General features: G+C 37.1%; 28 protein-coding genes. 16 read left to right on the top strand and 12 right to left on the bottom strand.

Annotated elements, in window-relative coordinates; genetic code table 11:
• Positions 1–559 precede the first annotated feature (559 nt).
• The 10 genes from F6K54_RS05670 to F6K54_RS05625 all read left to right on the top strand — a co-directional run bounded on the left by F6K54_RS05670 (position 560) and on the right by F6K54_RS05625 (position 7696).
• A complete protein-coding gene (locus F6K54_RS05670; protein WP_293075488.1) occupies positions 560–919 on the top strand; it encodes a hypothetical protein in 360 nt (119 codons plus the stop codon).
• Positions 920–991: 72 nt separating this feature from the next.
• Entirely contained in the window at positions 992–1528 is a 537-nt protein-coding gene (locus F6K54_RS05665) for a hypothetical protein (protein ID WP_293075486.1), read from the top strand.
• A 10-nt stretch (positions 1529–1538) separates the two neighbouring features.
• Complete coding sequence (locus F6K54_RS05660; RefSeq protein ID WP_293075484.1) at positions 1539–1811, top strand: hypothetical protein; 273 nt, start codon at positions 1539–1541, stop codon at positions 1809–1811.
• Positions 1812–1863: 52 nt separating this feature from the next.
• Positions 1864–2484: a hypothetical protein gene (locus tag F6K54_RS05655; RefSeq protein WP_293075482.1), complete on the top strand. Its 621-nt coding sequence runs from the start codon at positions 1864–1866 to the stop codon at positions 2482–2484.
• A gap of 49 nt (positions 2485–2533) precedes the next feature.
• On the top strand, positions 2534–3019 hold the full coding sequence (locus tag F6K54_RS05650; protein WP_293075480.1) for a hypothetical protein: 486 nt from the start codon (positions 2534–2536) through the stop codon (positions 3017–3019).
• 291 nt (positions 3020–3310) lie between these two features.
• Positions 3311–5554: a hypothetical protein gene (locus F6K54_RS05645; RefSeq protein WP_293075478.1), complete on the top strand. Its 2244-nt coding sequence runs from the start codon at positions 3311–3313 to the stop codon at positions 5552–5554.
• A 29-nt stretch (positions 5555–5583) separates the two neighbouring features.
• Complete coding sequence (locus F6K54_RS05640) at positions 5584–6216, top strand: helix-turn-helix domain-containing protein (RefSeq protein ID WP_293075476.1); 633 nt, start codon at positions 5584–5586, stop codon at positions 6214–6216.
• 15 nt (positions 6217–6231) lie between these two features.
• Positions 6232–6609, top strand: a complete 378-nt coding sequence (locus F6K54_RS05635) for a hypothetical protein (protein ID WP_293075474.1) — start codon at positions 6232–6234, stop codon at positions 6607–6609.
• A 190-nt stretch (positions 6610–6799) separates the two neighbouring features.
• Entirely contained in the window at positions 6800–7063 is a 264-nt protein-coding gene (locus F6K54_RS05630; protein WP_293075472.1) for a hypothetical protein, read from the top strand.
• A gap of 114 nt (positions 7064–7177) precedes the next feature.
• A complete protein-coding gene (locus tag F6K54_RS05625; protein WP_293075470.1) occupies positions 7178–7696 on the top strand; it encodes a hypothetical protein in 519 nt (172 codons plus the stop codon).
• Positions 7697–7883: 187 nt separating this feature from the next.
• Here F6K54_RS05625 and F6K54_RS05620 read toward each other — a convergent pair whose 3' ends face one another.
• Both F6K54_RS05620 and F6K54_RS05615 read right to left on the bottom strand, forming a co-directional pair.
• Positions 7884–8174 carry a helix-turn-helix transcriptional regulator gene (locus F6K54_RS05620; protein ID WP_293075468.1) on the bottom strand — a complete coding sequence of 97 codons (291 nt, stop codon included), beginning with the start codon at positions 8172–8174 and terminating at the stop codon, positions 7884–7886.
• A complete protein-coding gene (locus F6K54_RS05615) occupies positions 8171–9334 on the bottom strand; it encodes an XRE family transcriptional regulator (protein ID WP_293075467.1) in 1164 nt (387 codons plus the stop codon). The genes F6K54_RS05620 and F6K54_RS05615 overlap by 4 nt, the downstream gene beginning before the upstream one ends.
• Positions 9335–9452: 118 nt before the next feature.
• Here F6K54_RS05615 and F6K54_RS05610 point away from each other — a divergent pair, with 118 nt between their 5' ends.
• Positions 9453–9809 carry a hypothetical protein gene (locus F6K54_RS05610; protein WP_293075465.1) on the top strand — a complete coding sequence of 119 codons (357 nt, stop codon included), beginning with the start codon at positions 9453–9455 and terminating at the stop codon, positions 9807–9809.
• Positions 9810–10147: 338 nt separating this feature from the next.
• On the opposite strand, the gene F6K54_RS05605 is transcribed toward F6K54_RS05610, so the two are convergent.
• The 4 genes from F6K54_RS05605 to F6K54_RS05590 all read right to left on the bottom strand — a co-directional run bounded on the left by F6K54_RS05605 (position 10148) and on the right by F6K54_RS05590 (position 13748).
• Positions 10148–10657, bottom strand: coding sequence for a hypothetical protein (locus F6K54_RS05605; RefSeq protein WP_293075463.1), 510 nt, complete (start codon positions 10655–10657; stop codon positions 10148–10150).
• 66 nt (positions 10658–10723) lie between these two features.
• A complete protein-coding gene (locus tag F6K54_RS05600; RefSeq protein WP_293075461.1) occupies positions 10724–11359 on the bottom strand; it encodes a hypothetical protein in 636 nt (211 codons plus the stop codon).
• Between the two features lie 68 nt (positions 11360–11427).
• On the bottom strand, positions 11428–11766 hold the full coding sequence (locus tag F6K54_RS05595; RefSeq protein WP_293075459.1) for a hypothetical protein: 339 nt from the start codon (positions 11764–11766) through the stop codon (positions 11428–11430).
• Between the two features lie 188 nt (positions 11767–11954).
• Entirely contained in the window at positions 11955–13748 is a 1794-nt protein-coding gene (locus F6K54_RS05590; protein WP_293075457.1) for a hypothetical protein, read from the bottom strand.
• Positions 13749–13841: 93 nt separating this feature from the next.
• Here F6K54_RS05590 and F6K54_RS05585 point away from each other — a divergent pair, with 93 nt between their 5' ends.
• From F6K54_RS05585 to F6K54_RS05565, 5 genes are all read left to right on the top strand, one after another.
• Positions 13842–14018, top strand: a complete 177-nt coding sequence (locus tag F6K54_RS05585) for a hypothetical protein (protein ID WP_293075455.1) — start codon at positions 13842–13844, stop codon at positions 14016–14018.
• Complete coding sequence (locus F6K54_RS05580) at positions 14002–14226, top strand: CopG family transcriptional regulator (RefSeq protein ID WP_293075453.1); 225 nt, start codon at positions 14002–14004, stop codon at positions 14224–14226. The genes F6K54_RS05585 and F6K54_RS05580 overlap by 17 nt, the downstream gene beginning before the upstream one ends.
• A 117-nt stretch (positions 14227–14343) precedes the next feature.
• Positions 14344–16656, top strand: coding sequence for a UvrD-helicase domain-containing protein (locus tag F6K54_RS05575; RefSeq protein WP_293075451.1), 2313 nt, complete (start codon positions 14344–14346; stop codon positions 16654–16656).
• A gap of 265 nt (positions 16657–16921) precedes the next feature.
• Positions 16922–17386 (top strand): hypothetical protein, encoded by a 465-nt coding sequence (locus tag F6K54_RS05570; protein WP_293075449.1) that lies wholly within the window; start codon positions 16922–16924, stop codon positions 17384–17386.
• An 88-nt stretch (positions 17387–17474) separates the two neighbouring features.
• Entirely contained in the window at positions 17475–17729 is a 255-nt protein-coding gene (locus tag F6K54_RS05565) for a hypothetical protein (RefSeq protein WP_293075447.1), read from the top strand.
• Positions 17730–17891: 162 nt separating this feature from the next.
• Here F6K54_RS05565 and F6K54_RS05560 read toward each other — a convergent pair whose 3' ends face one another.
• The 6 genes from F6K54_RS05560 to F6K54_RS05535 all read right to left on the bottom strand — a co-directional run bounded on the left by F6K54_RS05560 (position 17892) and on the right by F6K54_RS05535 (position 24700).
• Positions 17892–18836, bottom strand: a complete 945-nt coding sequence (locus F6K54_RS05560) for a tyrosine-type recombinase/integrase (protein ID WP_293075445.1) — start codon at positions 18834–18836, stop codon at positions 17892–17894.
• A gap of 561 nt (positions 18837–19397) precedes the next feature.
• Entirely contained in the window at positions 19398–20351 is a 954-nt protein-coding gene (locus F6K54_RS05555; protein ID WP_293075443.1) for a hypothetical protein, read from the bottom strand.
• A 104-nt stretch (positions 20352–20455) separates the two neighbouring features.
• A complete protein-coding gene (locus F6K54_RS05550) occupies positions 20456–20800 on the bottom strand; it encodes a hypothetical protein (protein WP_293075441.1) in 345 nt (114 codons plus the stop codon).
• 16 nt (positions 20801–20816) lie between these two features.
• Positions 20817–21611, bottom strand: coding sequence for a hypothetical protein (locus tag F6K54_RS05545; protein WP_293075439.1), 795 nt, complete (start codon positions 21609–21611; stop codon positions 20817–20819).
• Positions 21612–21618: 7 nt separating this feature from the next.
• The gene (locus F6K54_RS05540) at positions 21619–23436 is read right to left on the bottom strand and encodes a type IV secretory system conjugative DNA transfer family protein (protein ID WP_293075437.1); all 1818 of its coding nucleotides are present in this window, start codon (positions 23434–23436) and stop codon (positions 21619–21621) included.
• A 694-nt stretch (positions 23437–24130) separates the two neighbouring features.
• Complete coding sequence (locus F6K54_RS05535) at positions 24131–24700, bottom strand: hypothetical protein (RefSeq protein WP_293075435.1); 570 nt, start codon at positions 24698–24700, stop codon at positions 24131–24133.
• Positions 24701–24703: the final 3 nt, after the last annotated feature.

Genomic DNA, 24703 nt, shown 5'->3' with positions numbered 1-24703 from the left:
AAGTTCAGGTATGGCTGCGTAAAAATAGAGGTAAAATTACTGAGTATGAAAATCAGAAAAAGCAGGTTATTTCACAACAAAAAGAGCAGTTAAATGCACCAGAATTAAACCAATTAGTAAGGGAGAAAAAAACTCAATCAGAAGATTCAATTTGTCTAACAACAGGATTTCCAGGAATGTTTTAAAAATCACAAAATAACAACCCAGAATACTAATAAAAAATCTCCAAGCTCAATATTAGTAAACTGGGAAGTGACAGAAGTCTGAAATGACAAATAAACGACCAAATTCATCAAAAAATACTGGAACTTAATCGGAACTTTCATCAAGGTGTAGTTCCAGCGAAATGCTAGTCATATCAATAGATTCCGCTTTAAAAGTTCCAGTTCCATTACCATAAAATCTACAAAAAACAAGGGGTATCCTATGGAACTAATCAGTAAAATTTTTCAAATTATTTCTCAACAATTTCAGAGCTTTTTAGGTGAAATTTTCAGCCAAGAATGTACTAAAAACTTCAGTATAGTCATGGAGATATTCGGTCGGTGCTAAATAAAAAATGCAGAAAAAAATCAATTACCATTACTATATTAACAGCTACGAATGGAAAAATAAATCAAGGAAATTTAAAAGAAAAACAGGATATAAATGTCAAATATTTCCTTGGTTGAAAGCAGAAAGTAGTCACCATACTACATACAAAAAATTAGGATGTGAAAAGTGGAATATAGACTGCATAGTAGTTTCACGAGTAGCACACAAATTTATACATGGATTGCTAGCTGGTTCTTGGAGAGAAATTGGAGTATCACAGCAAAACAAAAACCCTAAAAACAGATACCCAAATACCTTTCAAAAACTTATTCATACCTACGCACGAATTGTCGGAATTTTGTTGTATTTAATTAAATTTATTTAAGAAAAAAAATGGAATTTTGGGCAACAAATAAAGACGATCAAAACAAGATTTATTTTAACGGGGGAGATAATTATGATGAATAGTGATTTGACTAAATCAAACTCATCCATAAAATCCATACTAACGGCTGTAAAATTTATTGGTATTGGTTCTGCTGTCTTAGCGATCGCCGGATTGTCTATATACCCTTTAATAACAACTGATAACGCCGTTGATGGAGCCGTAATAGGCAACAAAACTATCAATGAGACCGAGGTAACTGTAGAAGAAACATCTTTACCTCCAGCAGCATCCACTATTTTTCTGACTAGAGACAAGACTGAAGTAGTGATTAAATTTCACAACCAAGACTCAGAATTGTACCTAAAAAATATCAGCATTTCAGAGTATAATTGCTTGCTGAATGGTGGTGGTGTGAATTGTGTTTTGGCATCTGCTTATCAAGCAAAAACTGACGATACGCAAAAGCCTATACACAAGACCAGAACAGAAAATCATCAAGATTTGGCGACACCAGAGTTTCAAATTAGTGATGATATGATGGATGGCATTATGCTTGTTGGAGGCGTAGTTTTTGGATTATACATAATAAAATTTATTTGGAAATAATAGGAGCTTTATGGATAATCGTTTAACAACGCCCCCAGGCGGAGTAGGTACTGGCAAGTATCAGTATAAGGGTAAAGTACCTGGTTTTTGGGAGAATCTGGCGCTCTGGTTGTGGGACCATGTTACTACCGCGCTGAAATTTTCCAAAAAACCTAAGTTAATAGATCCCAATTTAGACGAAAATTATGCTGGATTGGACTTCACAGAATACCGATTATTAGATCCTGCCGATAGCGAAAATTATGCAAATTTGAATGATACGACAGAGGAATATTTCAACTAAACCGAAAGCAAACGGTTTGATGGAATATATGCAATAACAACAGGACAGGGATATGAATCAAAATCATACTGATAACGACCAAGAAATAAGAGAATTCATAAACTGGATTAAGAGCAAGTACCAACTAGCGAAGCTTGAGATTTACGATGTTCAACTGCTGGTACACGCAGCACGGCAGGCTAATATTGAAGTCAATAATCAAGTAAGGACTGCATTAGTCCTTTTGATGACTCAAAATGGCGTAACACCTAATGAAGCCGTGACTCTATTTCTAGAAGCACAACGAAAAGGCGACGCAGGTTTTGTCGATCAACTGATCGACAAAACCCTAACTCAAATTGATCCTCATCTGCGGGAAGCAGCATTCCTGGCGAAAGCTGAGGCAACAGCACAGTTCTATGAATACTTCCTTACATCTCCAATGGATGCAAAAGCAGACGAGTTGGTACTTCAGAATGAAGCCCAGATTGTATCTAGTTTGGATAGTAGGAAGAAAGCACTCGCAGCTAGATTCCAACGACTTCTTAATCCCCAGGACAGAGGAGGCGTGGACGTAGAGGGTATTGTGGCTAACGGCAACGCTATAGCTGCGCAACAGTCCGGTGCGCAACGCCTGACACCTAGAAACCCAAGTAATATTCTGAAACTGCCAACACAGCAGAAAGAAGCATAAATAGCATATAGTAGTGTAGTCGGATGTTAATCCACAAGAAATATATATTATGGCATCAACTCAATTAGCAGGGTACACAACCCCCGGCCAGTTCACACAAGCCTCTGAACAGATACAAGGCAGAATACGCACAAATAATCTTGCTATTCTACAGGAGAAGTACAAGCAATCGGCAAATCTGCTCACTGCTGAACAAATAAAAACCCGAGCAAGCCGGGTAAAAATAACACAGGCTAATTTACTGTATACTAAGGAGATGTATACCGCGCAAAAATTAGGCAACCAAGCTCAAAAGGAGGCCATCGACGCTAATACCGCTGCTATCGGAGTGCGCACAGCTCAAGTTCATAATCTCAAAGCACAGATAGAGCTGGGAGCAGCGCAAGTAGAAACTCAACTATTTGGTCGCCAAAAGCAGGCGCAAATAGAAGGGAAGCAGCTTGATTTGGTAGATTTGTTAAGTCAGAATGCCGAGAAAAGCTCCTTGTTAGCCTTGCAGGGCAGGCTGTCAGGAGGTAAGTTGTCAGGTAAATAAAATGAACGACCAGTCAGTATCATTTCGATTCGCGCAACTAATAGTAGTAGCAATTTTCTCCATACTGTCGGGTTTTGCCACAAAATTTTTGTGGGTGCTAGCACCGCCAATAGTACACTGGATATGGGTTGGATTATTGGTAATAGCATGGATATTTTGGGTGGTATGGGCTTCTAATTATTGGAAGCGGGCTGCACACTTTAATTCCCCAGAATGGTACCCTTGGCTGGTGTTGGCAATTAGCATAGTGATGATCTATTACGGGTTCTGGTCTTATGAATTAAATTTCCAATGATGAGCATATATGATAAACACAACTTAGAACTGAGTGAAATAGATCAAAAGGTCAAAAATGTAGGTCGAAATCTAAACTTCGACAACTTAGATTTCAACAACTTAGATAGTAGGCAAGATTTTGACTTTAACCACGCCGATTTAGGCACAGACTATGGCTTAAATAATACCACAGGTCATCAAGCAGAACCCCCTCAACGTACCGACACCAAATACTTTGGTGCCGGAGTACCTACAGCAATCGCCAGATATCTATACCTAAGTATTGCAGGAGTTGGCCTGGCAAGTGGGACTATAATCGCGGCTACTTCGACTGTAGTGCTAGCACCTCCCATATTAATACTAGGTGCCCTTGCAGGCATAAAATGTATGGCTTCCTGCGAGAGGCTTACCACCAAAGTAGAATCACAATTGCTTACCCAAGAGCAGGAGTTGGCTATCCAACTCCAAGAAGTTACTGCCCAAAAAGCAGAGTATGAAGAAAAATTGGCGATCCTCTCAGCAGGGTTTGAAGAAAAATTGGCGGCTCTCGAAACAGAATATCAAGGAAAATACACGGCCTTGATGGAGAAAGAGGAGCAGCTACAAAATGAACTACTCCAGGCAATTTCCGATGAGAATAAATCCGTCAATGACCGTATTTCAGAAGCTCAAGAGTTTTTGCAGAAGCAACTCGATCTTCAAACTGAACAAACCGCACAAGAAATCAAGCAGTTACAAGAGCAGCATACATACGAACTGAATCTGAAGGATGAAGCGATCGCTCAACTGCGGGAGCTTCTTGCAGAAAGTAACGCCTGCAAGACACCACCAAAAAGCTCAAAACGTATTCATCACGCTGCGCTGCAAGTACAGGAAATATTATTGGAACATGAAGTGGCAGCAGATTGGGTAGACTCTTGGGCACATCCTAAGAGTCAATTTGATTCCCATTGGTTTCATCTTCGTTACGGTATTGCGAAATATAAAGTACAACGTGCTATAGAAAATATCCCAGGAAAAGTAGAAGGATATTATACGGCACAACTAACCTGGGAAGATGGGAAATTTCAAATAGATTGTAGTTTGTTTGACCCTAGTGTAACCAAACCACAAAAAGTCAAGGGGATAGAAATTGAACCAGCGCCAAAAGACTGGATATTAAATTCACTAGGAGAAATTTCTAGTCAAGAACATGGTGGCTACCATCTATTTGTTTGTGGTCCAACAGGGTCAGGAAAATCATCGTTCTTGTGTAATCTTTTGGATTTTGCATTCAGAAAAATAGGAGTGATAGATTTAAGAATTATAGATCCTAAATATCCTGATACAGAATGGCGAATCAAAGATGAAAAAGTCATCCCTCAGTATAAAGGATTTAAGCCCTGGACAAATCCAGATGGAATTGAGGAGCCTTGTGCGCTAGATGGCTTACTGGATATGCAGGAGTCTGTCGAAAACAGGCTTGAAGAGGCTAGGGAAGCAGAATATCTAGGTAAAGAGAAGCCAGAAAGGCATACTATTCTATGGGTAATAGATGAAACAGAAAGACTAATAGCTGAAAATCCGAAGAACGCTAAAAACAAAGGGCCTAATGCAGTAGATCCTATACTGCAAACATTAAAGGTAGGACGTTCTACCAGAAATATTATGATTATGCTAGGACAGTCTCCAATGTGTTCAAGATATGGAATGTTAGAGACTGATTTAGATAATTTTGGTATAGCTGCTTGGCTAGGTGCAGAGAATATTAAAAAAGGAATAGATGAAGTTTCTAATAATATTTTAAGCACAAAAAAAAGGCTGAGAAAACAATTAGAAGCATGGGAAGCTTTAGCAGAACAAGACTCATCAAACAAATATATTGGGTTAATAAAAATGCGAGGTCAACCAGCCTTCATTGCTAAATTGCCTCCTCCGAATTGTTTTAGTGACCCAGAACTTAAGGGAGAACAGATAGAAAACCAGATTCCGCTGGAATCTCCTATGGGGCAAAAAGCTCCAAGTTTTTCAGTTTCGGTTCCCAGCGTAGAATCTATCGATAAATTAGCTGATGATGCCAGGAGGTTAGACCATGTTCAAGAGTTAAGAGAAAACAATCCTAATATTGGGATTGAGCAGTTAGTAGCTACAGTTTATGCTGATTGGAATGTGCTGACTAAAGAGGGTAAAAAAAGTGCTAGGAAGTGGAGGAAAGCTAGGGAACATTTGAGTGATATAGCAGGTAGTATATTTCCTGATTGTAGATTAAAATCAAAATAATGTAACGCGAGCGCGTCGCCTCAAGTTTTATGGATATAGGTATCAACCAATTAAAAAACCGATTAATTGAGAATATCCCACATTCAGAACATTTCCAGGCTAGTTTACTTCAATTACTGTACTCTACTATACCTACATACGGTAGTGTTATTGCACTAAACTCAGTGTGTGTGTACACATACACCGAGTTTAAAGCCTACAGTGTAAAACGGCATGAGATATATGGTAACTCTTACCTGTATCAAAACGTAATTCCTGTGTACGGGGATTTAAGACCTGGATTTGAAAAGACTGACTTTCGTCATTATCAGCAACTGAAATCTAGGGAAAGTTGCTTTACTTACTACACTTTTCAGGTAGCGCTACTAGCAGCATGGCAAGCCAATTATGGACATCCACACTCAGGAAACGTAGAAATAGCTCTACTGGCTTTTGTGCCTCCATGTGGAAAAAGGCTCCGCATTCTACGGAGACAACAAGGACAGTCCATCGAGTCCGTAAGTGCAATTACAGGCATTGCTACGGTTGATATTCGTAGCATTGAAGACGGTCTACCCGCTACAGCTATAAACCTGATCGCGCTAGCCCGTTGCTATAACGTTCCTGTAGGGACAATAACGGGAGCATCCGACCGAAAAAAAAATTGTAGTATAACGAATTAATTGATAAATTTAATTATGAGTCAAAGTAAGAACAATATTCAAGATGTAGACTGGAGTATCAGGTATCCTGAGAATTGGGCAGAAATATCTTGGAAATGTCGTGAATCAACAAATTTTCGATGTTGTTTATGTAGAAGTGAAGCTACACAGACTCATCATGCTTTGTATACCTACCGTGACGGAAAAGTTATTGCAGATTTTCGGGGGATTGGTAGTTATTTGTTTCCGCTTTGTGATGATTGTCATGAGATAGCTCATCATCCTTTTAATTACAGGAAAGATTCAAAAAATCCGGTTTTAGGTAATAAAAATTCACCACGGTTTTATAAACTATTGAGGGAGGGTTGGTTGGATAAAAAACGCAAAGTTCAAAAAATGACGCAGAAGGACTAAAAAAACAATGCCAGTCAAACCTAAAGGAGTTGTATTAGCTGAGTTATAGCAGAAGGCAAGCTGCCAGAGTGAAGTATAAATCAGACCATTCTGAATGGATTACAACCGTCTCTTGCCGAACAATCAAACAAGCTCAAGTCCGGGCATAGCAATCAAAACAGCAATTAGAAAAATTAGGGACAACAGACAAATGATTAGAAAAACAAGAATTCCGACTGATATATGGATAGGAAGAATCAAAAAAGTTTTAGGAGACTGGAGAGTGCAAGAGCATACTGATTATGGAGTTATATTAACTAATTCAAAAAAACCATCAAAACCCATCAAGATGATATTAAACAGAAAAGAAGACAAAGCAACTATAGTTGTCAATCAAGAAGAGTTTATTTTTCCCAGGGGAAAAATAGATGATTTTGAAGAAAAACTCTGGGAACATCACCCAGATCGAATATGAAGTTAATTTAATTACAAATTGTGACTAAATTTTTCACGAGTAAAAGTGCTTACTGTGACTCTTTTTTTGTAATATAATTGTCCTTTTGCAATGTTGTTTTCATACTTATCAATTATGAACATTGACAATTTGTTTGAGGTGATTAGGTTATTTAATCTAAAAGTTAAATATAACATTCTATGTTTTGTTGAAATAATTGAAAGATATACAAATTATGTAAGGTCGATTATCAATAATTTTAGTAAAAAAACTGTAGAGTCATCTGTATCAATAGAAATGTTTGCTAAATATGGCAAGCCTTATGCAATGGATGAAATATATTACAACAGTTTATTCAGAAAATTAAAGAAAATAAAAATTTTTTATTCTAGGGAAATAAAAATATTCTACAAATGTAAATGCTACTCTTTAGAGGATTATCCACACAGCATATCTATTACCTTTGAAATCAAGTCATCTATTTTAACTAAAATAATTCAGATGATAAAAGGGAATCACAATATTTCAAATAACAGATTTACTATAATATTTTCAACACATTATATAAAGTTTAATGCTGATAATGATATAGAACAAATTATAGGTGTTGCAAATATAGAATTTACCAACATTATCAATAGAAATTATAAATAGAAGTTAATCTATTTTGGTTATTTTAGTATTGTTTAATGTTAGAGTTGTACTGTATATAGATAAACACAATAATGTTATGCTTAAATAGGGACATATATATATATCGAATTAAGCAAAAACAATATATAAATTGTCCATATATTCAAGTTGTAATCTAAAATTTAGATAGCTATCAAATAGTATCTTCTTAAATAAAACACTTGCCATCTTTTGTAATTTTGTAGTAACATTTAAGCTTGATTTTGTTATCCCCAACGAGTAGTTCTTCTCTAGAATGCGATTCTACAAGACCTATATCTTCTAATTTATTTAAAGTAAGAAAAAGTGATTGTAGCTTGAAACAAATTTCTCCATTACTTTGCTTAGTAATATGTTCAATAACTTCTAATCCACCTTTGTCACTAAATGACACTAATAGAAGCATCTGTTGTTCCTCTGGGGACAAATCTACAAATTGTTTTGGGTTGTGTTCAATCATTCTAAATATTCTTGTAATGTATTAGCAATATGACGTGCTTCTAGGCGATCGACATTCAGAAAATCAGCAAAGCGACCTTCTGTAATTAGACCAAGGTCTAGTGCTTCAATGGCCAGATGTTGGTAATAAACGGGTGTTGTATCAGCGTGTGGTAGAATTGCTTCTAAACCAAGTTCTTCTTGTACCTTTCTAACTTTTAAACCACCGTAGTGCAATCTCTCCCAAGTTCCAGAAGGCAGAAGTTCTATTTCTTCTAACCTATTAGCGATCGCTTCCACAGATACGCCGTAGTAACGAGCCAGAATAAATAAATTAGTCGGTGTAAAATTTTTACTCTCCCGATACATATCATAAAACCGCTTCAGTAAACCACTCGTTGGCATCAGGAAATATTTGGGGAAAGCTTCAGCAAGCCGCTCACTTTCGGGTATTTTTTTGTATTGCCCCTCAATTAAGCCAACCACAGACTTACGTCGGTGAGCTAGAAAATGTAGATATCCATGTGCTAGAGACCAACGTCTTCTTTCTTCAGGATGATTAGCATTAATTGCCATACATCCACCAAGCTTTTCATCGTAAGTATAGACCCCCGAATATTTTGATGGCATCTTCAAGTAGAAAATGCGCAGTCCGACACTCTGCTCCAAGGTGTCCCGAAGTAAAGGAATAGGCCCATCTCCAAGTCCAAGTCGCTGACGTTCTTCAAGTGCAATAGCTTCGGCAGTACGTTCTATGGGCATCCCACTCACCTCATATTCACGAGGGTAGTTTTGTGGAAGCGGTGCATTCATAATTTCCTCAAGTTCTAGGTAATTTTGACAAAACTTTTCCCATTCCTGAATCTCAGATTCAATCTGAGATTTTTGTACTTCATTTTGCCGATAAGCTTTCCTAAACTTAACTTTAAAAGGTTGGACTACTGGACGTTCGCGGACAAAATCACTTACAGATATTCCATAGGTACGAGCAAGTTTGATTAGTTCGGTTGCCTTCAGACGGCGTTCTCCTTTTTCAATAGCAACCATCGTAGTCCTTGCAGCATTAATGACTTTTGCAGCCGACTCTTGAGTCATACCGCATTTATTACGAAGCTCACGGAGGCGTTCTCCCAACTGCCGTAGATCGATGTCGTCAAGGACATTGGTTATGATATTGTTCATAGATTTTACTATTTGCGTAATGGTAGGATGTTAGAATAGAGTTCAGCTTGATTACCAAGGGGAAGCGTGTGAGATGCGCTTGTTAGGATTTAATCAATAAAAAAGGCAGGATAAGTAAGTGAATAAAGTTAAAAGTGTACATTCAGAAATAAAAACTTCTTATTTGGATGAAATAAATAAATGGTGTATTTCTCTTCTTGAAAAAGGATTGATTGATTACTGTAGATTTAAAATTCCCAAGGACAAATCTCAAGCATCAATAGCTTTGTCGGATTTCTATCTGGAACTATTTTCTAGACAAAACGTACCATTCAAAGTAGCTATGCCACACAACAAAAATATTAATATTATGGTTGAATTTGGGCCTCCTGCTATTTGCAAGGCTGGAGTTTTGTATAAGTCTAAACCCCTCAAGTTTTCAAGCTTTGAGTTTAAAGAAGATTTCTTTAGCTTCTATAAACGTATAAAAAGCTAAAAATTAATTAAAAACGGCTGAGTAATATCATAGAAAATCTTAGCTAAATCAGCCACAGCAAGAGCACATTGCTGGTCGCTACAGGCAGGCTAATTGTATTCTATAGGAGCATATTCGTCATGGCGTTTCTCTAGGTATAATTTAATTTGCTCTGATTGAACTAGAAAGCTTTCAGAATAAGATATCTTAGATTTCACTGCTGCTACATACTTTTGATAATTTATCTTTTCCCGATATGTACAGGCAAGCGATCGCCATAATGCCAGTTATCGAAATCTCCTAGTCCCACGATAAGTTAGGAATATTAGCAATCATCTATTGTCTACTTAATTGTCTACTTACAAAGGTAATTCAAGTTGTTGCATTTGATTCCAGTACTTGTTCCAATACTGCCAGTCCGGCTCCCACCAGATTAGAGTATACCTGGATTGCGGAAGTGGTGGCACTTCATGCACTTTCTTGGTTTCAAACTGATAGATAGTACCAGCTTTGCAAGAGTACGGTGTACCATCATGCCGAAAGATAAAATCGGTGGTACTTAAAGAATATCCGATTTTTCCGTATCCTGTTGCGTCCCGATGTGGTTTAATACCACCTCCCTTTTCGTAATAGCACAGCAAGGAGATTTTCCAGTTTGGACAATATTTACTCGCTAGCTTATCCATCCGTTCATCTTTGTGCGCGGGTAGATAGAGAGGAGGTTTATCCAGGGTCACACTCCAACCTAAAGTCAAAAATATTCTTTTAAAATCTAACTTGTATCGACCCCGACGCATCAGGCGTTGCTTGCTTTTACACCAATCTTGAAATGAGGAAATATTACTGATTTTGCCAATAGCTGTAACCATTTTTTTTCTAGTAATTATCAAGAAAATCAGGAAATTTCAAGGGGTTTCACAAACCCCCGAATCAAACTAGAAGTCAGTCCCAACTAATAATTTCTCTTGCTGTCGGACGCTGATAATTTGCTGGATTTCAGGAGCAGACAAACCATCCAAACATTGCATTTTTGCAGTACTTTGAGGATCGACAAATTTGCCAGAATCGTCCAATGTTGCACAAAGCTGTTCTATTGAATTGTCTTCCTTTGCCCGTTCTCGCCAGCTCCACTCTATTGAGTAATAGTTGATAGGTTTAACAACTCCGGTATCATCGGGTTTCTGCCCGGAGTGTTTTTTAAAAGAGGCGATGAATACTCCCTCGGCAGCCTCAACCCCTTTACATTGTAATTTAGTAACCAAATTTAAAAAACTACTCAGCGAGCGTGTTTTTTGGTATGTAACCATAAGGCACTCCCGGAATATATCAGGGCTAGTCCCGGAGTTCTCAGCAATCATAAATATCTGTCCCCAAAGTGTATGTTTGGTTTGGCCAAGAGTGCCAAACCACTTAGAGAATTTTAGGATGCTACATTCTAATTTATTACCTAGAGCCTCTTCTCCTAGCTTCCATTGGCCTTCCTGGCAATTGCAGCGAAGGTTAGGGATGTCGTCTGCGACTAGGATTGCATTTTCTGGCTTAGTTCCGAATACATTAAGTGTTGTTGTCATTGTTGTATAATTTCCTTAATTCTTTCTGTTTGTTCTTCCCTATTTGCAATGGATAGGGGCGTTTTTATTTACATTTCTGCTATCATTCTTAAAGCAGCTCTCACTGCTTCAGTCAAGCTGCTAGTTTTCTCAGAAGGGTGTAGTGCCCAATTAGTGGAGAAACTGGTGTAATATTCATTGTCGCGCCAACGCTTTATGTAGCAATACTTTTCCTTACTTCGAGCTACTTTGCACTGACTATCATCATCAGTTTTATAGGCTTTAAAACCATCCGGTAAATAATTTGCTACCTTTGAACCTATCCTGATTTCCTTGGGATGACGTATATATTCAGTCTCCAAGAGCTCCTGCCAAATCTTATCAAAGTATGGCTTTATATGGTCTGGAGTAGTACAAGAGAAGGACATATAAATCTGATTACGATATACTAATTGGATATAGTCACCGTGGTAATCATTCCGGTGGTATCCAAAATAATGCCCGTTGATGTACCCGTAATTGGGGTGCAAGTCTTTTGACCACTGGATATTGTACCGATAGTTATCATCTGAATCCTCCCCAGTAGTAGGAGAGGACAGTACTTCTTCAGACGATGCTATACCTTTGGGGATAATTCAATCTCAATTAAGGCATCAATCATTTCTTCTGTGAAGCCGTGATGCAACATCTTTGCGGTATTAGAAGAATATAAATCCACACCGTCGTCCTCAAAGATACCTATATAGGATGTCCCATGGTAAACGGTTAGAAAGGTTGATTTACCATTGGAGTCATAGCCAAAAGTTAATTCAGGGTTGACTTTTTTGATCTCACCTGCAACTGTCTCTAACAACGGTGTAGGAATAACTTCAGTCTTTTTAGATGGTGCTGGTTGCTCAACCTTAAGATATAGTTCTGTTTGTACCACGTCGCTTTGCTCTGATTGACTGAAGTCTTGCTGTTTTCCATTTTCGGAACCATTCTGCTTTGGGGTAGGTTCAAGTCCAGTAAAGTTATTAGATGCTATTTCTTCTGCTGTAGGTTGCTCTGGTTCTGGTTGTGCTTGTAATGCAGCTTCTAACTTAATCACAAGGTCAGTCGGGCAAGGTTTTTGAGACTTTGCATCTACTCCTTTAAGCGATCGCTTATCTACTATCTTGAATGTGTCATGCTTTACTAAGTAGATAACCCGCTTGGAATCCTCTACTTGCTTGCCATATAAGTAAAAACCTACATACCGGGCTATTTCTAGCTTCCCTAGAGCGTTGTGCCAACCAACTAAGTCAAAGGGTAAGGCAGCTCGCTTGGAATCCGCGACGACGTTGATGCACTTTATGAGATTCCGCTCGGCATGGGTGCAGCTTTCCCAAATCTTAAGAGCCATAGGTGCACCTATGGATGCTTTAAATTCCTCTAATTCTGATTTGTTCTTTTTGCTCAACAATTGTTCCTTCAGTTGCGAGAGCGTGGGTTCAGGTTTTTGAACCATTGACTCATCTTCTACTTGCTCAACATCAGCAGCTTTTAAAGTTTCGACAGTAGCCTTAGCTGTAGGCTTGTTTTGCTGCTGAACTTTGCCTACTTCTGATTTTTTAGATAAGCAATAATTATCAAGAGTGATAGATTTACCTTCGTTTACATCCTTTAGGAGTAAAGGCAAATCTAATGCGTAAGTCCTAATCAAGTTTTCTTCAAGCTCGATAGTGCTTAACAGATTACCTTTGTCGGTAAAAATCATCCCCAAAGATTTGCCTTTAATTTCTATGTACATAGCTATCTTGGGAATGCCTCGGGTCTTTGAAAACTCAAAAGTATCCAGTTCTGACAATACTTTTTCAACCAGAGCAATTTTTTCTTCTTCGTCGGATTGAATCGGCGATACTACGGATTGTACCTGCTCATGTCCAGAATCCCATGCGGAAATTTCTTGTTCCGTAGGCTGATTTCTTTGAGAGAGTTGGTCATGTGCTTCAATTAATGGAGCTATTTCTGCTTCAGATGAGTATGGCGATTCAATTGGTTCAGGAGTATTTTCTAAAATTTGTGCGGTATGCTCAGTAATTATTTCCTCAGTTTTGGGTGCGGTTTGTGGTGGTCCGTCACCGAATAAACTGTCATAAGCTTCTATTTCTGATTCAGTATATTCGGCTGTTTTGCCTACTGATTCAATTTCAATTCGCACTGGCCCTGTTTGGTCTGCTTCACTCTCTCCGAGCTTGAGGCGATCGCTTACCAGCAGTTTGTAGTCTGGATGCTCAGTCAGTAATGATTCTAGTTCTGCAACAACTGATTTAATCTTGGTATCAGCTTTTGTTAGCTCAGTCAGTCTGGATTTTGCTTTCTTGAGTTGAGCCTCTAAGATAGACACCAACTCTTCTTGCTTGATAATTGTTTGGGATTTCAGTAACATATTAGTCTCCTATTTACTTAGGTCAGTTTCCTATTTACTTAGGGGGTGGGACATCACCTAGAGCTTTCTCAGGGCGTAACTAGGTGGTGTCCTTTGTTTTATAGATGGTTTTTATTACCTTCTATACTTACTATTATAAACGCGGTTGAGCGGTTTTGTCAAGGAACTAGAGCAAATATTTTTGTGGCCAAAATATCAACTAATACCACGGTTGAGCGGTATACTAAAAATGTAGATAATGCAGGAGGAAGGTATGGCCACAAAGACTAAAAATATAGGATATGAGACAGTAGCTAAGACCAGAAACAAGGGTAAATTTGCCAGTCCTAATCACACACCTTTAGCTGGTACTTTGGGTGTTAGATTACCTGTAGATTTGGATGAATGGGTGGCCGTAGAAGCAAAGCGTAGAGGTTGCACAAAAAATGAGTTAATCAGAGAAGCGGTGCGGTTTTTTTCACAACATCAGGCTAGTTAGTTTTAAAGCGATCGCTCTTTTTTTGCATCTTTTTTTTCGATAGCAAATGCTATCGAAAAACTTGTCTATGATATATGATATACTGATATTAGATAATCGTCACAACATTCTAAAGTCATGACATTTCATAGTAGAGGAGGGGCTAGAACCGGAGCAGGAAGGCCAGCAAAAGCTCCTACAAAAACGATAAGAATTGAAGAAAATTTAGGGGAGAAAATTAATGATTTGTCGAAGAAATTAGAGCCTGATTATATCCTCAGTAAATGGGAGAGTGTGGAAAAATTCCTGCTGTATAATGTACCTCTAGAGCAGCAAGAAAAACACAATAATTTACCTGATAACTTGTCTAAGGCGTTCTTAAATGATTCTTTAATCAAATTATTAGATAAAATATTTGGAAAAATTTCTCCTGATGATTTTATTAGCTATTGGGAAGATATCGATCTTACCGAAACAGAAATAGAACCTGTACTAAATACCACACCTCAAAAGCCAGACATACAGGAGATTATAGCAGATTTGCCTCTATTTCAATTCCAGGAGTCGGTACTAGAGCCTATAACCTCAGAAAAACAAGATACACCAGGCATTTCAGAGTTTGAATCTACGTCCGATGTAACCCCACAAAAGCTAGATACAGCAGTTGAGTTTTCCGACTATAAAACTTCAGACGGTAACTTCTTAACCAAAGAGCAATATAATATTCTAAAATCTGTACGCCTTCGCCTCACACAAACTAAGAAGAAAGGATTATTAATTGAAGCACTTGCCGGGACGGGAAAAAGTACTATGTTAGCTGAAATAGCTAAGGTTTTGAAGTCCGAAAAGCTATCCCCATTAGAATGTCGATTTGTTGTGTTTGGTCGGAAAAATAAACAAGATTTAGCTAATAAATTAAGTGAAATAAAATGGGAAAAGTCGGTACAAACTTTAAATAGTTTAGGCTATGAAATACTAAGAGATGCTTTAGGCAAGTCTCACAAACAATTTAGATTAAATAATGGAAAATATCAACAAATTGCTCAACAAAAAAAGTATTTAAACTCCTGCAATCAATGGGGAGAAGAAATTAGAGGTCAATTACAAACTAAAAATCAATATAAAGAAATAGCCGTCGAAACTCAGACTGATTTTTTAGATTTAATTGATAAAATGAGGTTGCATTGTTATTTCCTAGATGAGATAACCGAAGATAATGTATGGGAAATTTCCTCTAAATACGGTATTAAAATCTGCAAGAATAGGCTATCGGAAATAACGGAAGCTGCTTGCGATGTATTAGAAGCGGGTTTGGACGAAGGAATTAAGGAATTACATATTGATTTTCTCGACCAAAGTTGGCTACTCTGGCACGACCAAAATATGTATAAAGATGTGTTTAAAAAATGGTCAAATAAGTTTAAAGTAATTAGTGTAGATGAGTGTCAAGATACAGATTTATTGCAAATAGAATTTATTAAGTTGCTACACAACCAGTCTAAAAATTTTGTAATTGCTTGTGGTGATAAAAATCAAGCAATTTACAACTTTCGCGGTTGCTTAACAGATGGAATTGATGTAATAGGTAAAAAATTTAACTGTGATAAAATGCCCCTAACTACTAATTGGAGGTGTGGCAAAAAACATCTAGAGTTAGTCAGAAATATTTACGCACATATAGACATTAAACCATCCCCAGTAGCTCCAGATGGTGAGATTAGAATCATCAAAGAAAGTAAATTTTTAGATATATTTGAGGAAGTTGATAGAAGTTTATCATTTTTTGGTATTAGCCGTAAAAATGCCCCATTATTAATATTTGCTATTAGGCTGCTAACTGCTGGCTACCCGGCACGGATTAAAGATAGAAATTTAGGAGCAAAGTTACTAAATAAAGTTAAGGAAGTTGTGCGAGGTAAATATCATGTTGATAACTTCTTGAACAAAGTAGAAGAATGGTTTTTGTTTCAGGCTAATTCTATTAATAAATTACCAGAAAAGATAATTGAGCAAAAATTAACTGAGTTAAGGGATTATAGAGACTGTTTAGTAGCTTTATTTGCTAAATTTCAGCCAAAATCTTTAAATGATTGGAAGACTGAAATAGATCAAATATTTGATGAATCAATTACTACTAAAAAAATTATTGATTTATATACCATTCACAGTGGAAAAGGTGGTGAAGGTCATTATACATTTATTATTTATCCTGAACAGATGCCGATTGAATATGAAAAGCAATCTAAAGAGGAAAAGGAGCAGGAACAACACATGATATATGTTGCACTAACTCGGTGTTTAGCTCGTGCAAAAGGTGGGATTTTGTGGTTGATTTTGGAAGAGAAACAGGATAAATTTAGTTATCCCAAATGGCTACCTTCTGACTATCGTAAATTATGGGGAGAAACTGAAAACAATGATGAAGAAATAGATGTAGATATTATTTTTTAAATGGTTTAAATATTCCGAACAATACTAAACATTTCAGGCAAACTTTTTAGCGCAGCGACCCAACCGACACCGCACTAACTTGTTTTTGTATTTTTGCAATTATGTTTTCTTGCGGTCGTGTTGGGTAAAAAGTTTAGCTTGCGGCCTGAAATGTGTTCGCCGACTATACTATTTCTAGTTAGTAGCAAATTGAATGAGTAATACGCGCACGCATTTTTTGGCGTTAATATGATGTATGTAAAGACTTGAAGCAGCCACGTAGTCAATGAATTTAAATTTAACTAATATTTTCAAAGTTATTTTAGTTAGTCCTATTTTAGTGTGTAGTTTTTTTGTGCTTTATTTTCCTGGAATAATCTTATCAATATTATTTCAATATATAGGAGTATATATATCAGGTTGGATATTGTATATATCAGACTGGATATTGTGTATATTAGAATGGCAAAGTAAAAAGATTGGACGTTTTCTTGTGTTGTTTTTTGGAATAACTGGATATGTAGAGGAAGCAGAGCTAGCTAGTGAGATAACTTTAGTATATGCTCGAGCTACTGCATTTTTTGTACTTATAGTACTTATAGCAATATTGGTATTAGTTGTTTATGAAACAATAAAACTATTAGTGGCTAAGTCACCTCAACCAGAGTTATATTCAATAATCGGTGATCAGCTTGGCTTTTTAATTGTATTTTTTTTGACCAAAGAATTGACTAAATTATTTTGGCGTTAATATAATATATGTAAAGACTTGGAGCAGCGACGTAATGATTTTTTTTAAATATATACTAATAGTACCTATAGTAATTAGTGATTTAATAGTGTTTAAAATTCCTGGAGCAGTATTAATAGAAATATGTAAAAGATTAGAATTATACAAGAAATTAAACTATATATTAGATATCTTAGAATGGGAAAACACAAAGTTTAGAAATTTGATATTATGGCTATTGGAAATAGATAAAGAATTAGAAGATATAGAAAAAACTATTAAATTAGTAGAAATAATTGGAGCAAGTACAATAATAATAATATTTGCAATAACAATTCCTGAAATAGCAAAGAAAGTACTATAAACTATCTAAAAGTTTTATTATGTTTAATAAATTAATTATGTGGATGAAGAAGATTATTGCCGGAGAAATCTCACGCAACTTAATCGAGGTGAAAGTCGTTTAAAAGGTTTAGCCCGCTAAGAAAAATAAGATGCTTGATAAAGCTCATATTATTGTTGATTATTAAAACTCCAAATTTTGCACAGCCCGTTTTTTAGTTTCTTCACCCCGTCGGTCGTATTTCGCTGTAGTAACGGGTGAAGCATGACCTGCTAATTTCTGAACCGTCACAATATCTACATTAGCATCCAACAAGTCAGAACAAAACGTTCTCCGAAAATCATGGGGACTAAACTCCTCAACACCCGCCTGTAGAGCGCGCTTCTTCAAAATCTTCAACACAGCATCAGGACACATCCTGCGTATCTGTAAATTGCCACCCTTATTAATCGGACACAATAATGGCCCAGGCATTTCTCCTCTTACCCGTAACCAATTTTCCACAAGTGCGATCGCACTTTCTGGCAAATAAACCATTCTATCCTTACCTCCTTTCCCCAGACGTACCTGCACCTTTCCGGTTGTGGGGTCAAAATCTTCCAAGTCTAAATTAACCACTTCAGCTCGACGCAAACCCGTACCCCGTAGGATAGCAATTATTGCAGTATCCCTCACATCTATTGGTGAGTCCGACTGACAGACCTCCATGATGCGTGTAATTTCGGTACGGGTGAGGGCGCGACCTCTAGGTTTTCCTCGAACTCTCATATTAGATAAATCAATTGCATTTGAATAGTCTTTTGGGTCGATTAAATCCAAACGAACAGCCTCTTTTAATACCCGCCTCAAAGCACAAAGCATTTTATTGACAGTGGATGGGGAATATTTTTGTCTAAGGACAACTTTGAGTGCAGTGGTGTGTTGGTAGCGGAGTTTAGACCAATCTAGAGTAAAAGCATCACACTCACCCCTCGTCAAGAGAGAGGCCATAGTGTTGAGAGACTGTCTCATAGTGACCACAGAACCAGGACTCAAAGAGGCCAAATAGACCCCCACAGGATGTTGGTTAAGAGGGACAGGGGCAGTGAGTCCGAGATGGTCTGGGCCACACATAGAGAGATTTTCCATGATTAATGTAATAGCTCTTCAAAAGTACGCTTTTCTCAAGAGTTATTTTGTCACAGTTTTTATCCTCTTTTTATTACCTTTGAATTTTCTCGGCTTTGAGAGATTTTTAATACTTTTTTGTGTCTATGTATTTCTTTTTTACTGCTTTATATCTTTTATCATAGCACGATTACTTTAATTTTAGCAATTTGTATAAAAAATAAATTAGTTAGTAATAGCTTAATTATATTTACTGAAATTTTAGCCAGAAAAGTCTGAATGAAATAAAAGGCCACGAAAATTATTGGACTTGTTGAATTTATCATCAGGTTCAATGAGGAAATAAATTTAGGGGATACGTTTTGGCCTAGTAGGCGTGTTATAGCTTTCGTCAAAAGTTGATGGCCTATTATAGAATCGCACCAAATAATGGTGGGAGTAAAATATTATGATGTTGAGAGTGGGCAGAAAAGGATAAACTATGGTTTGCATGATGCCGTATAGGTCTTGATATGATGTAATGCGATCGCTATAATTTGATGGGACTCCTTGCATATAAAATGTGTGGAGCGTTGGAAATATTTAATAATAATTGCGGTATTTTTTCCGAGCCATCCGTTTCGCTTTTTTTGTATTCCATCTAGGCACATCTTTTAATCTAGGCACATCTTTTAATTCTCCAGGTAAAGTTTGACCAGTTAATTTGCTTACAACTGATGCAATAAATTTACAACAACTTTTAGGGGATTCTACAATTTGTTCCTCAGCAAAACGAATTACAATCCAATTTTTCTCCAAAAAGAAATCATCTCTATTTGTATCTTTCGGAACATCAATACAGTGAGTAGGTTTCTTTTTCTTTGCATCATAAGGCTCATCTATTTCAATATCTACATATAAGTTCCACGCTGGCAAATGTAAAATAAAGTCTGGAGTATATGGATATTCTACATATTTTACCATCTTGTAATCTATTAGTATTTGCCCAGGAAAATAACGATTTAATTTATCATAAAAACTAAATTCAGTGCGACCTTTTGGTGCAGAGCTTCCCGGAGTAGGAGACAATACTTCGAGCTGGTTGAACCGATGTTTATAGTGTTCAATGACTTTATTCCTTTGAATAAAATCAATCTGATTTGTTAAAATTTGACTGTGGCTATTAGTAGTTGCCAATTCCTGATTTTGCCATTGCTTTAATGCCTGTTCATATTGTCTTAAAGCCGAGTCATGTTCAGTTTTTTTTGTCGTATAATTGAACTCATTATAAAAATAAAAAAACACCCCTAATATAAATCCTAATGCTAGCACAATTGCTCCATAAGGCATAGGTATAAAAATAGAAAGAAAAAACACACCCAAACTAATTAATATAAATTTGAGTTTTTTAGGTTTTATTAGTTTAGACATCAAAGGTTTGACAGGTTTTTTTGTCCGCAAAGGTACTGTGGCTTCAGGTATTTTGATCTCAGGTATGTGTACATCAATATCAAGTATTTTTTTGGGGATTTTTAAGACGGGGTAACATTCGCTCATAATATATTCTTAAGTAGGCTGAAAAAAAAATGGTCGTTATGAGAAGGAAATAGGCAATATCTACTCCCTATTGCACAATTTTACTTTTCGTTAAGAGAGTATCTTTATCTACTAAGTTGTTCTCTGCCTCTATTTGAATTCATTTGTTCTCGAGCTTCTTTTTCCAAGCGGTCTTGCAGTCTCAAAAACTCGTGCAACATATCCGCAGAAGCATTTGAACCGTTATCTATCCATCCATCACCATCACGAACACTATTCACAGTCTGGCCAGTCCTGCGGTCTATTATGGACATGGTAGCGTGATCTGGTTCATACACTATTTGATGTGTAGGCGAATCAAATGTGTTCGTACCGTGAATATTAAGTATATTGTTGGCTACAATCGAAACCTCATCTATAAGCTTTTCTTGAAAACCAAAATCAATATCATCTAAATTTATATCAATCATAAAATATCTCCTCTTATCAACGACTAATGTTCTTACTAACAGCTTTAGTGGGTTCTGGTGCTTCTAATTGTGGAGCGACTTGATTTTCCAGATGCTCTACATATCCTTTGCTCAGGCTTGAATTGAAGGATTCTACTTGTTTGTGTGAATCAAACAAAATCTCCATATTCTCCTCTCCCTCTACAGTTAGTTTGCGATCAAGGATAGACCAAGTAACAGAATTGCGTTCGCCTTCGATCCGGATGTCAAGGCCCATATTAGAAACAGCTCCATAACGGTCTAGGGCAGCAAAAAGGATAGGGACTGCTCGTTGGACTAAGTCTTGTTGCAAAGGATCGTCGTCTACTAGCTCCGTAATCTCAGATTCCTCTTGATCTACCAGTTCCTTAGTATCCGAAATGTCGGGTTCGTCTTTGTCCCTAAATTCAGTGGCATTGTTTATTGCCGGATTTGCTGTTATAGGTTTATGATGTGTTTCTGTATCAATAGTATTAACAGTGACTCCACTAGCAGCATCACTACTACTAGCAGTAGAATTCTTATCACCCGAAACTGAAGGAAAAAAATCAATCTGCACCCAATTTGTGGCGGAATCCTCACGCTCATTAAGTAAGGTTTGCCGAGTTTTGTTCCATAATTCCTCAGACATTCCTCCAGAAAGACTTTGCTCTTTAATTTGCTCAGAAAACCCGCGATATTGTTGGGCAAAAACAGCCCATTCATCCCCAAAGTTTTCTAGTGCTGTGGCTGTCAATTCAAATCCCACAGCACGCTGAACAGTATCAGGTATTTCGATGCTTGTTTCACTCATAATTTACTTAAATATCTATAGGTAAAGGGTTACTTCGACGCGAACTAATTGTTGCGGAAGATTTTGGATCGTCGGGCAAAGGTAGAAGCTCTTCTGCTAAAGCGATACGCTTATTCATTTCTTCAGCCATGCGCTCATCCAACTCATCATAACTGCTAATTTCTAATCGTTTGAACTCAGAGGCAATTAAGCGAGGTTCTATTTTCTCTTGCCACATCTTTTCGTTTGACTGAAAGCGTTTAACCTGCTGTAGTGGCAACTTGATTTCGGGTTTGATATGCCAGGGAACGCTCCCCTCTTGAGAGCTGCCGACGGCCGGATTAATAAAAACACAGCTACGCTTAAACTTGAGCAGGACTTCCTTACTCATCAACGGCACGATCTGAATAGACTGATTTTTAGAACGTGACCCCCCCGCAGCACCAGTACCGTAATTTTGAGAAACATTTTGGGTAGTATAGGTGATTTCCGACTCTCCTAAGTATTTGGAAATCTCCTCTGCCGTTTCCACATGGCCAGGATTAAAGAAAAACTTGGTCGCCATGTTCGCCTGTATGATTGTGGCTCCTTCCTTTCCATACCTTTGTTCTAGCTGTTTATTATTCTGGAAACCAATAATAGTACCACACCCCTTAGACCTAAACTCTGCTGCATATTGCGCTACATTGACTTTTATGGTAGGTAACTCATCAAACATCAAAACTAAGCCACTCTGGCGCTGCTTGGCAAAGTTTTGCAAAACAATCATGTGGATAGTCCCTGCCAGTACGGGAGCTAGAGCATCTTGACGGGCAATATCATTCTCAACCACAAGCATCATGCCATCATCGATGTAGGTCTGAATACTTGAATCACCAATAGTACAAGCCATTAACTGAGGTTGTACCAAAGGCTGTAATAAATTATAAGCCCCTGCGATAATTCCACCAGTGGTTTTTCCTGCATCCTCCTTAGCTAAAGAAGCTATTTGATTGAATTGATACCAAAGAAAAGGAGAGTATTTTTCCCGTTTGCGAGTTGCTTCTAATAGTCTTTTTTCCAAGTCAGAAAGTTGAATTAAAGCATAGCACATAGCCAAGTCTGGATACTCCGTAGCCCGTGCCAGTTGGATTAAAGCTTGTAGTAACTGTTGACTGGCGGGTTCAAAAAACGGGTCTCCTCCCGAATTATCTTTAGAGCCATTTTGATACAAGACTTCTGCTAATTGTTTAGCTCCAAAATTATCAGTAGCACTACGAATGAAATCCTTGATAGGATTGATACAACAACTATAAGGTTTTCCTGGGGCAAAAACCCTCACGTTTTTGTAACCATTCTGCAATGCTTCAGTCGCTACAACCCACTTTTGCTCTCCCTTATAATCATAGAGAAGAAAACCAAGATTTTGAGCGATCGCTGCTGAGGCCAAAGGATTCAAAACTCCGAAAGTTTTACCACAACCCGCACCTCCGACAACCATTACACCTCGATTGATTGTACACACGGGAATAGTAGGAGGATTGCCCGAAAAGAAAGTACCGATAGAACTCCGTTTCCTGCGTTTCCAGTCCCCACAGTAAAGGCCAATTTCAGAAACTTTTCGCTTTTCAATTTCGGAGCATAATTTGCCAATAGCAGAAGCTTTTTCTCCTCTTCCTGCCCAATGTGCGGTGGTGAGCTTTTGCTTCTTGTCGCCACCGAGAAGTTGCATTACTAAAAGTATCCCTCCCATAGTCAGAATTAGAGGTAGATTTTCTCCCCCAAAGACATTGCCAAAGGCGCTGCCTATATCGCCTGCAATATTGTTAGATGGTGGTGGTTGAGTAGTTTGTGCTAAGATTTTCAATTTAGGATTTTCCTCCTGAATAATTAACAATTAATAATTAACAATTAATAACCACCTCTGATCAATAAATAATTAACCAACAATGCAGGGTAGTTTCATTCTTAACTGTGCTATTTTATGTATTAATAAAACAAGGTTTTTCAAGGTTTAGGAAATTTATATTTCGCTGTATGAAAATAAATAAATTAATTACAAAAATCTAGAATTAAATGATGATGCCAACAATAAATCATAAGTTATACTATCTTATGATTTTTTTTTATACTTTTAAAAGAACAAGTAAATGAGTGAGTAAAGCAGAAAAAAACAGAAATATTAGATGAAAAAAATCTAATTAGGCAATGATTTATTTGTTGGTTTTAATTATTTAACAACTGAAGTATCAGCTAAGTATAGCATTACTTTTTTATTGGTATTATATAGAATTCGGTTATATAGTATATGTTGATAATTCTATAATTACTTAAATATTTAATCTCCCCCACTCCCCCACTCCCCCACTCCCCTACTCCCAACTATACAATAACTATTCAACCGGATTCTATATTACCCCCCATGAATCCGCGACTCAATTATTACTTATTAATCTCAATCGAAAAGGGAGGCTTTTAACCTGATTTTTTGAAATCAATAATTATTAAATATTTAATCAACAATTATTAATTATTAATTATTAATTATTAATTATTAATTATTAATTACCAATAACACTATTTCTGGTTTCCACAATCTTGTAAACTTGTCCGTCGAAACATTCGGTAATTTGTTGCAGGGTATTGTTTGTGGGATGTGCTTGGAAAAATCGCAAGCAAGGTAGGGAACTTTTAGCAACAACACCATTAGGTGGCTCTTTCAGTAATTGGATTTGAGTAGTATTTTTAGGAAGGAGCGGATTGATATATCGCCTCAAAATAGGTCTATACTCTCCCGGAGTTTCTTCTAGATAGGCAAGATGTAGACATCCAAAATATCCACAAAAAGATGGTGAATTTATCTTAAATAAAGTAAGTTTATTAGTCAGACGAATTGCTTCTAGTTGCTTATAAGTGTTCCCGTCAGCCTTTTGAGACGAATTATCAGCAATAATTTGTTTTGCTGTATCTTCAGAAACGACTTTAGTAGCAGGTTTCCAACCACTAATAGCTTGAGCATGGGAGCCACACCCAATAATTCCGAATAATCCACTCAGGATGAGAAACAGAGCAAATCCTTTAAGGAAAGGGACTATAAGGTAAATATATTTTTTTGATTGTGAGGGTGTCATGAT

The sequence above is a fragment of the Okeania sp. SIO3B5 genome, assembly GCF_010692555.1.
GTDB lineage: Bacteria > Cyanobacteriota > Cyanobacteriia > Cyanobacteriales > Microcoleaceae > Okeania.
This window is presented reverse-complemented; position numbering and strand designations above follow the sequence as displayed.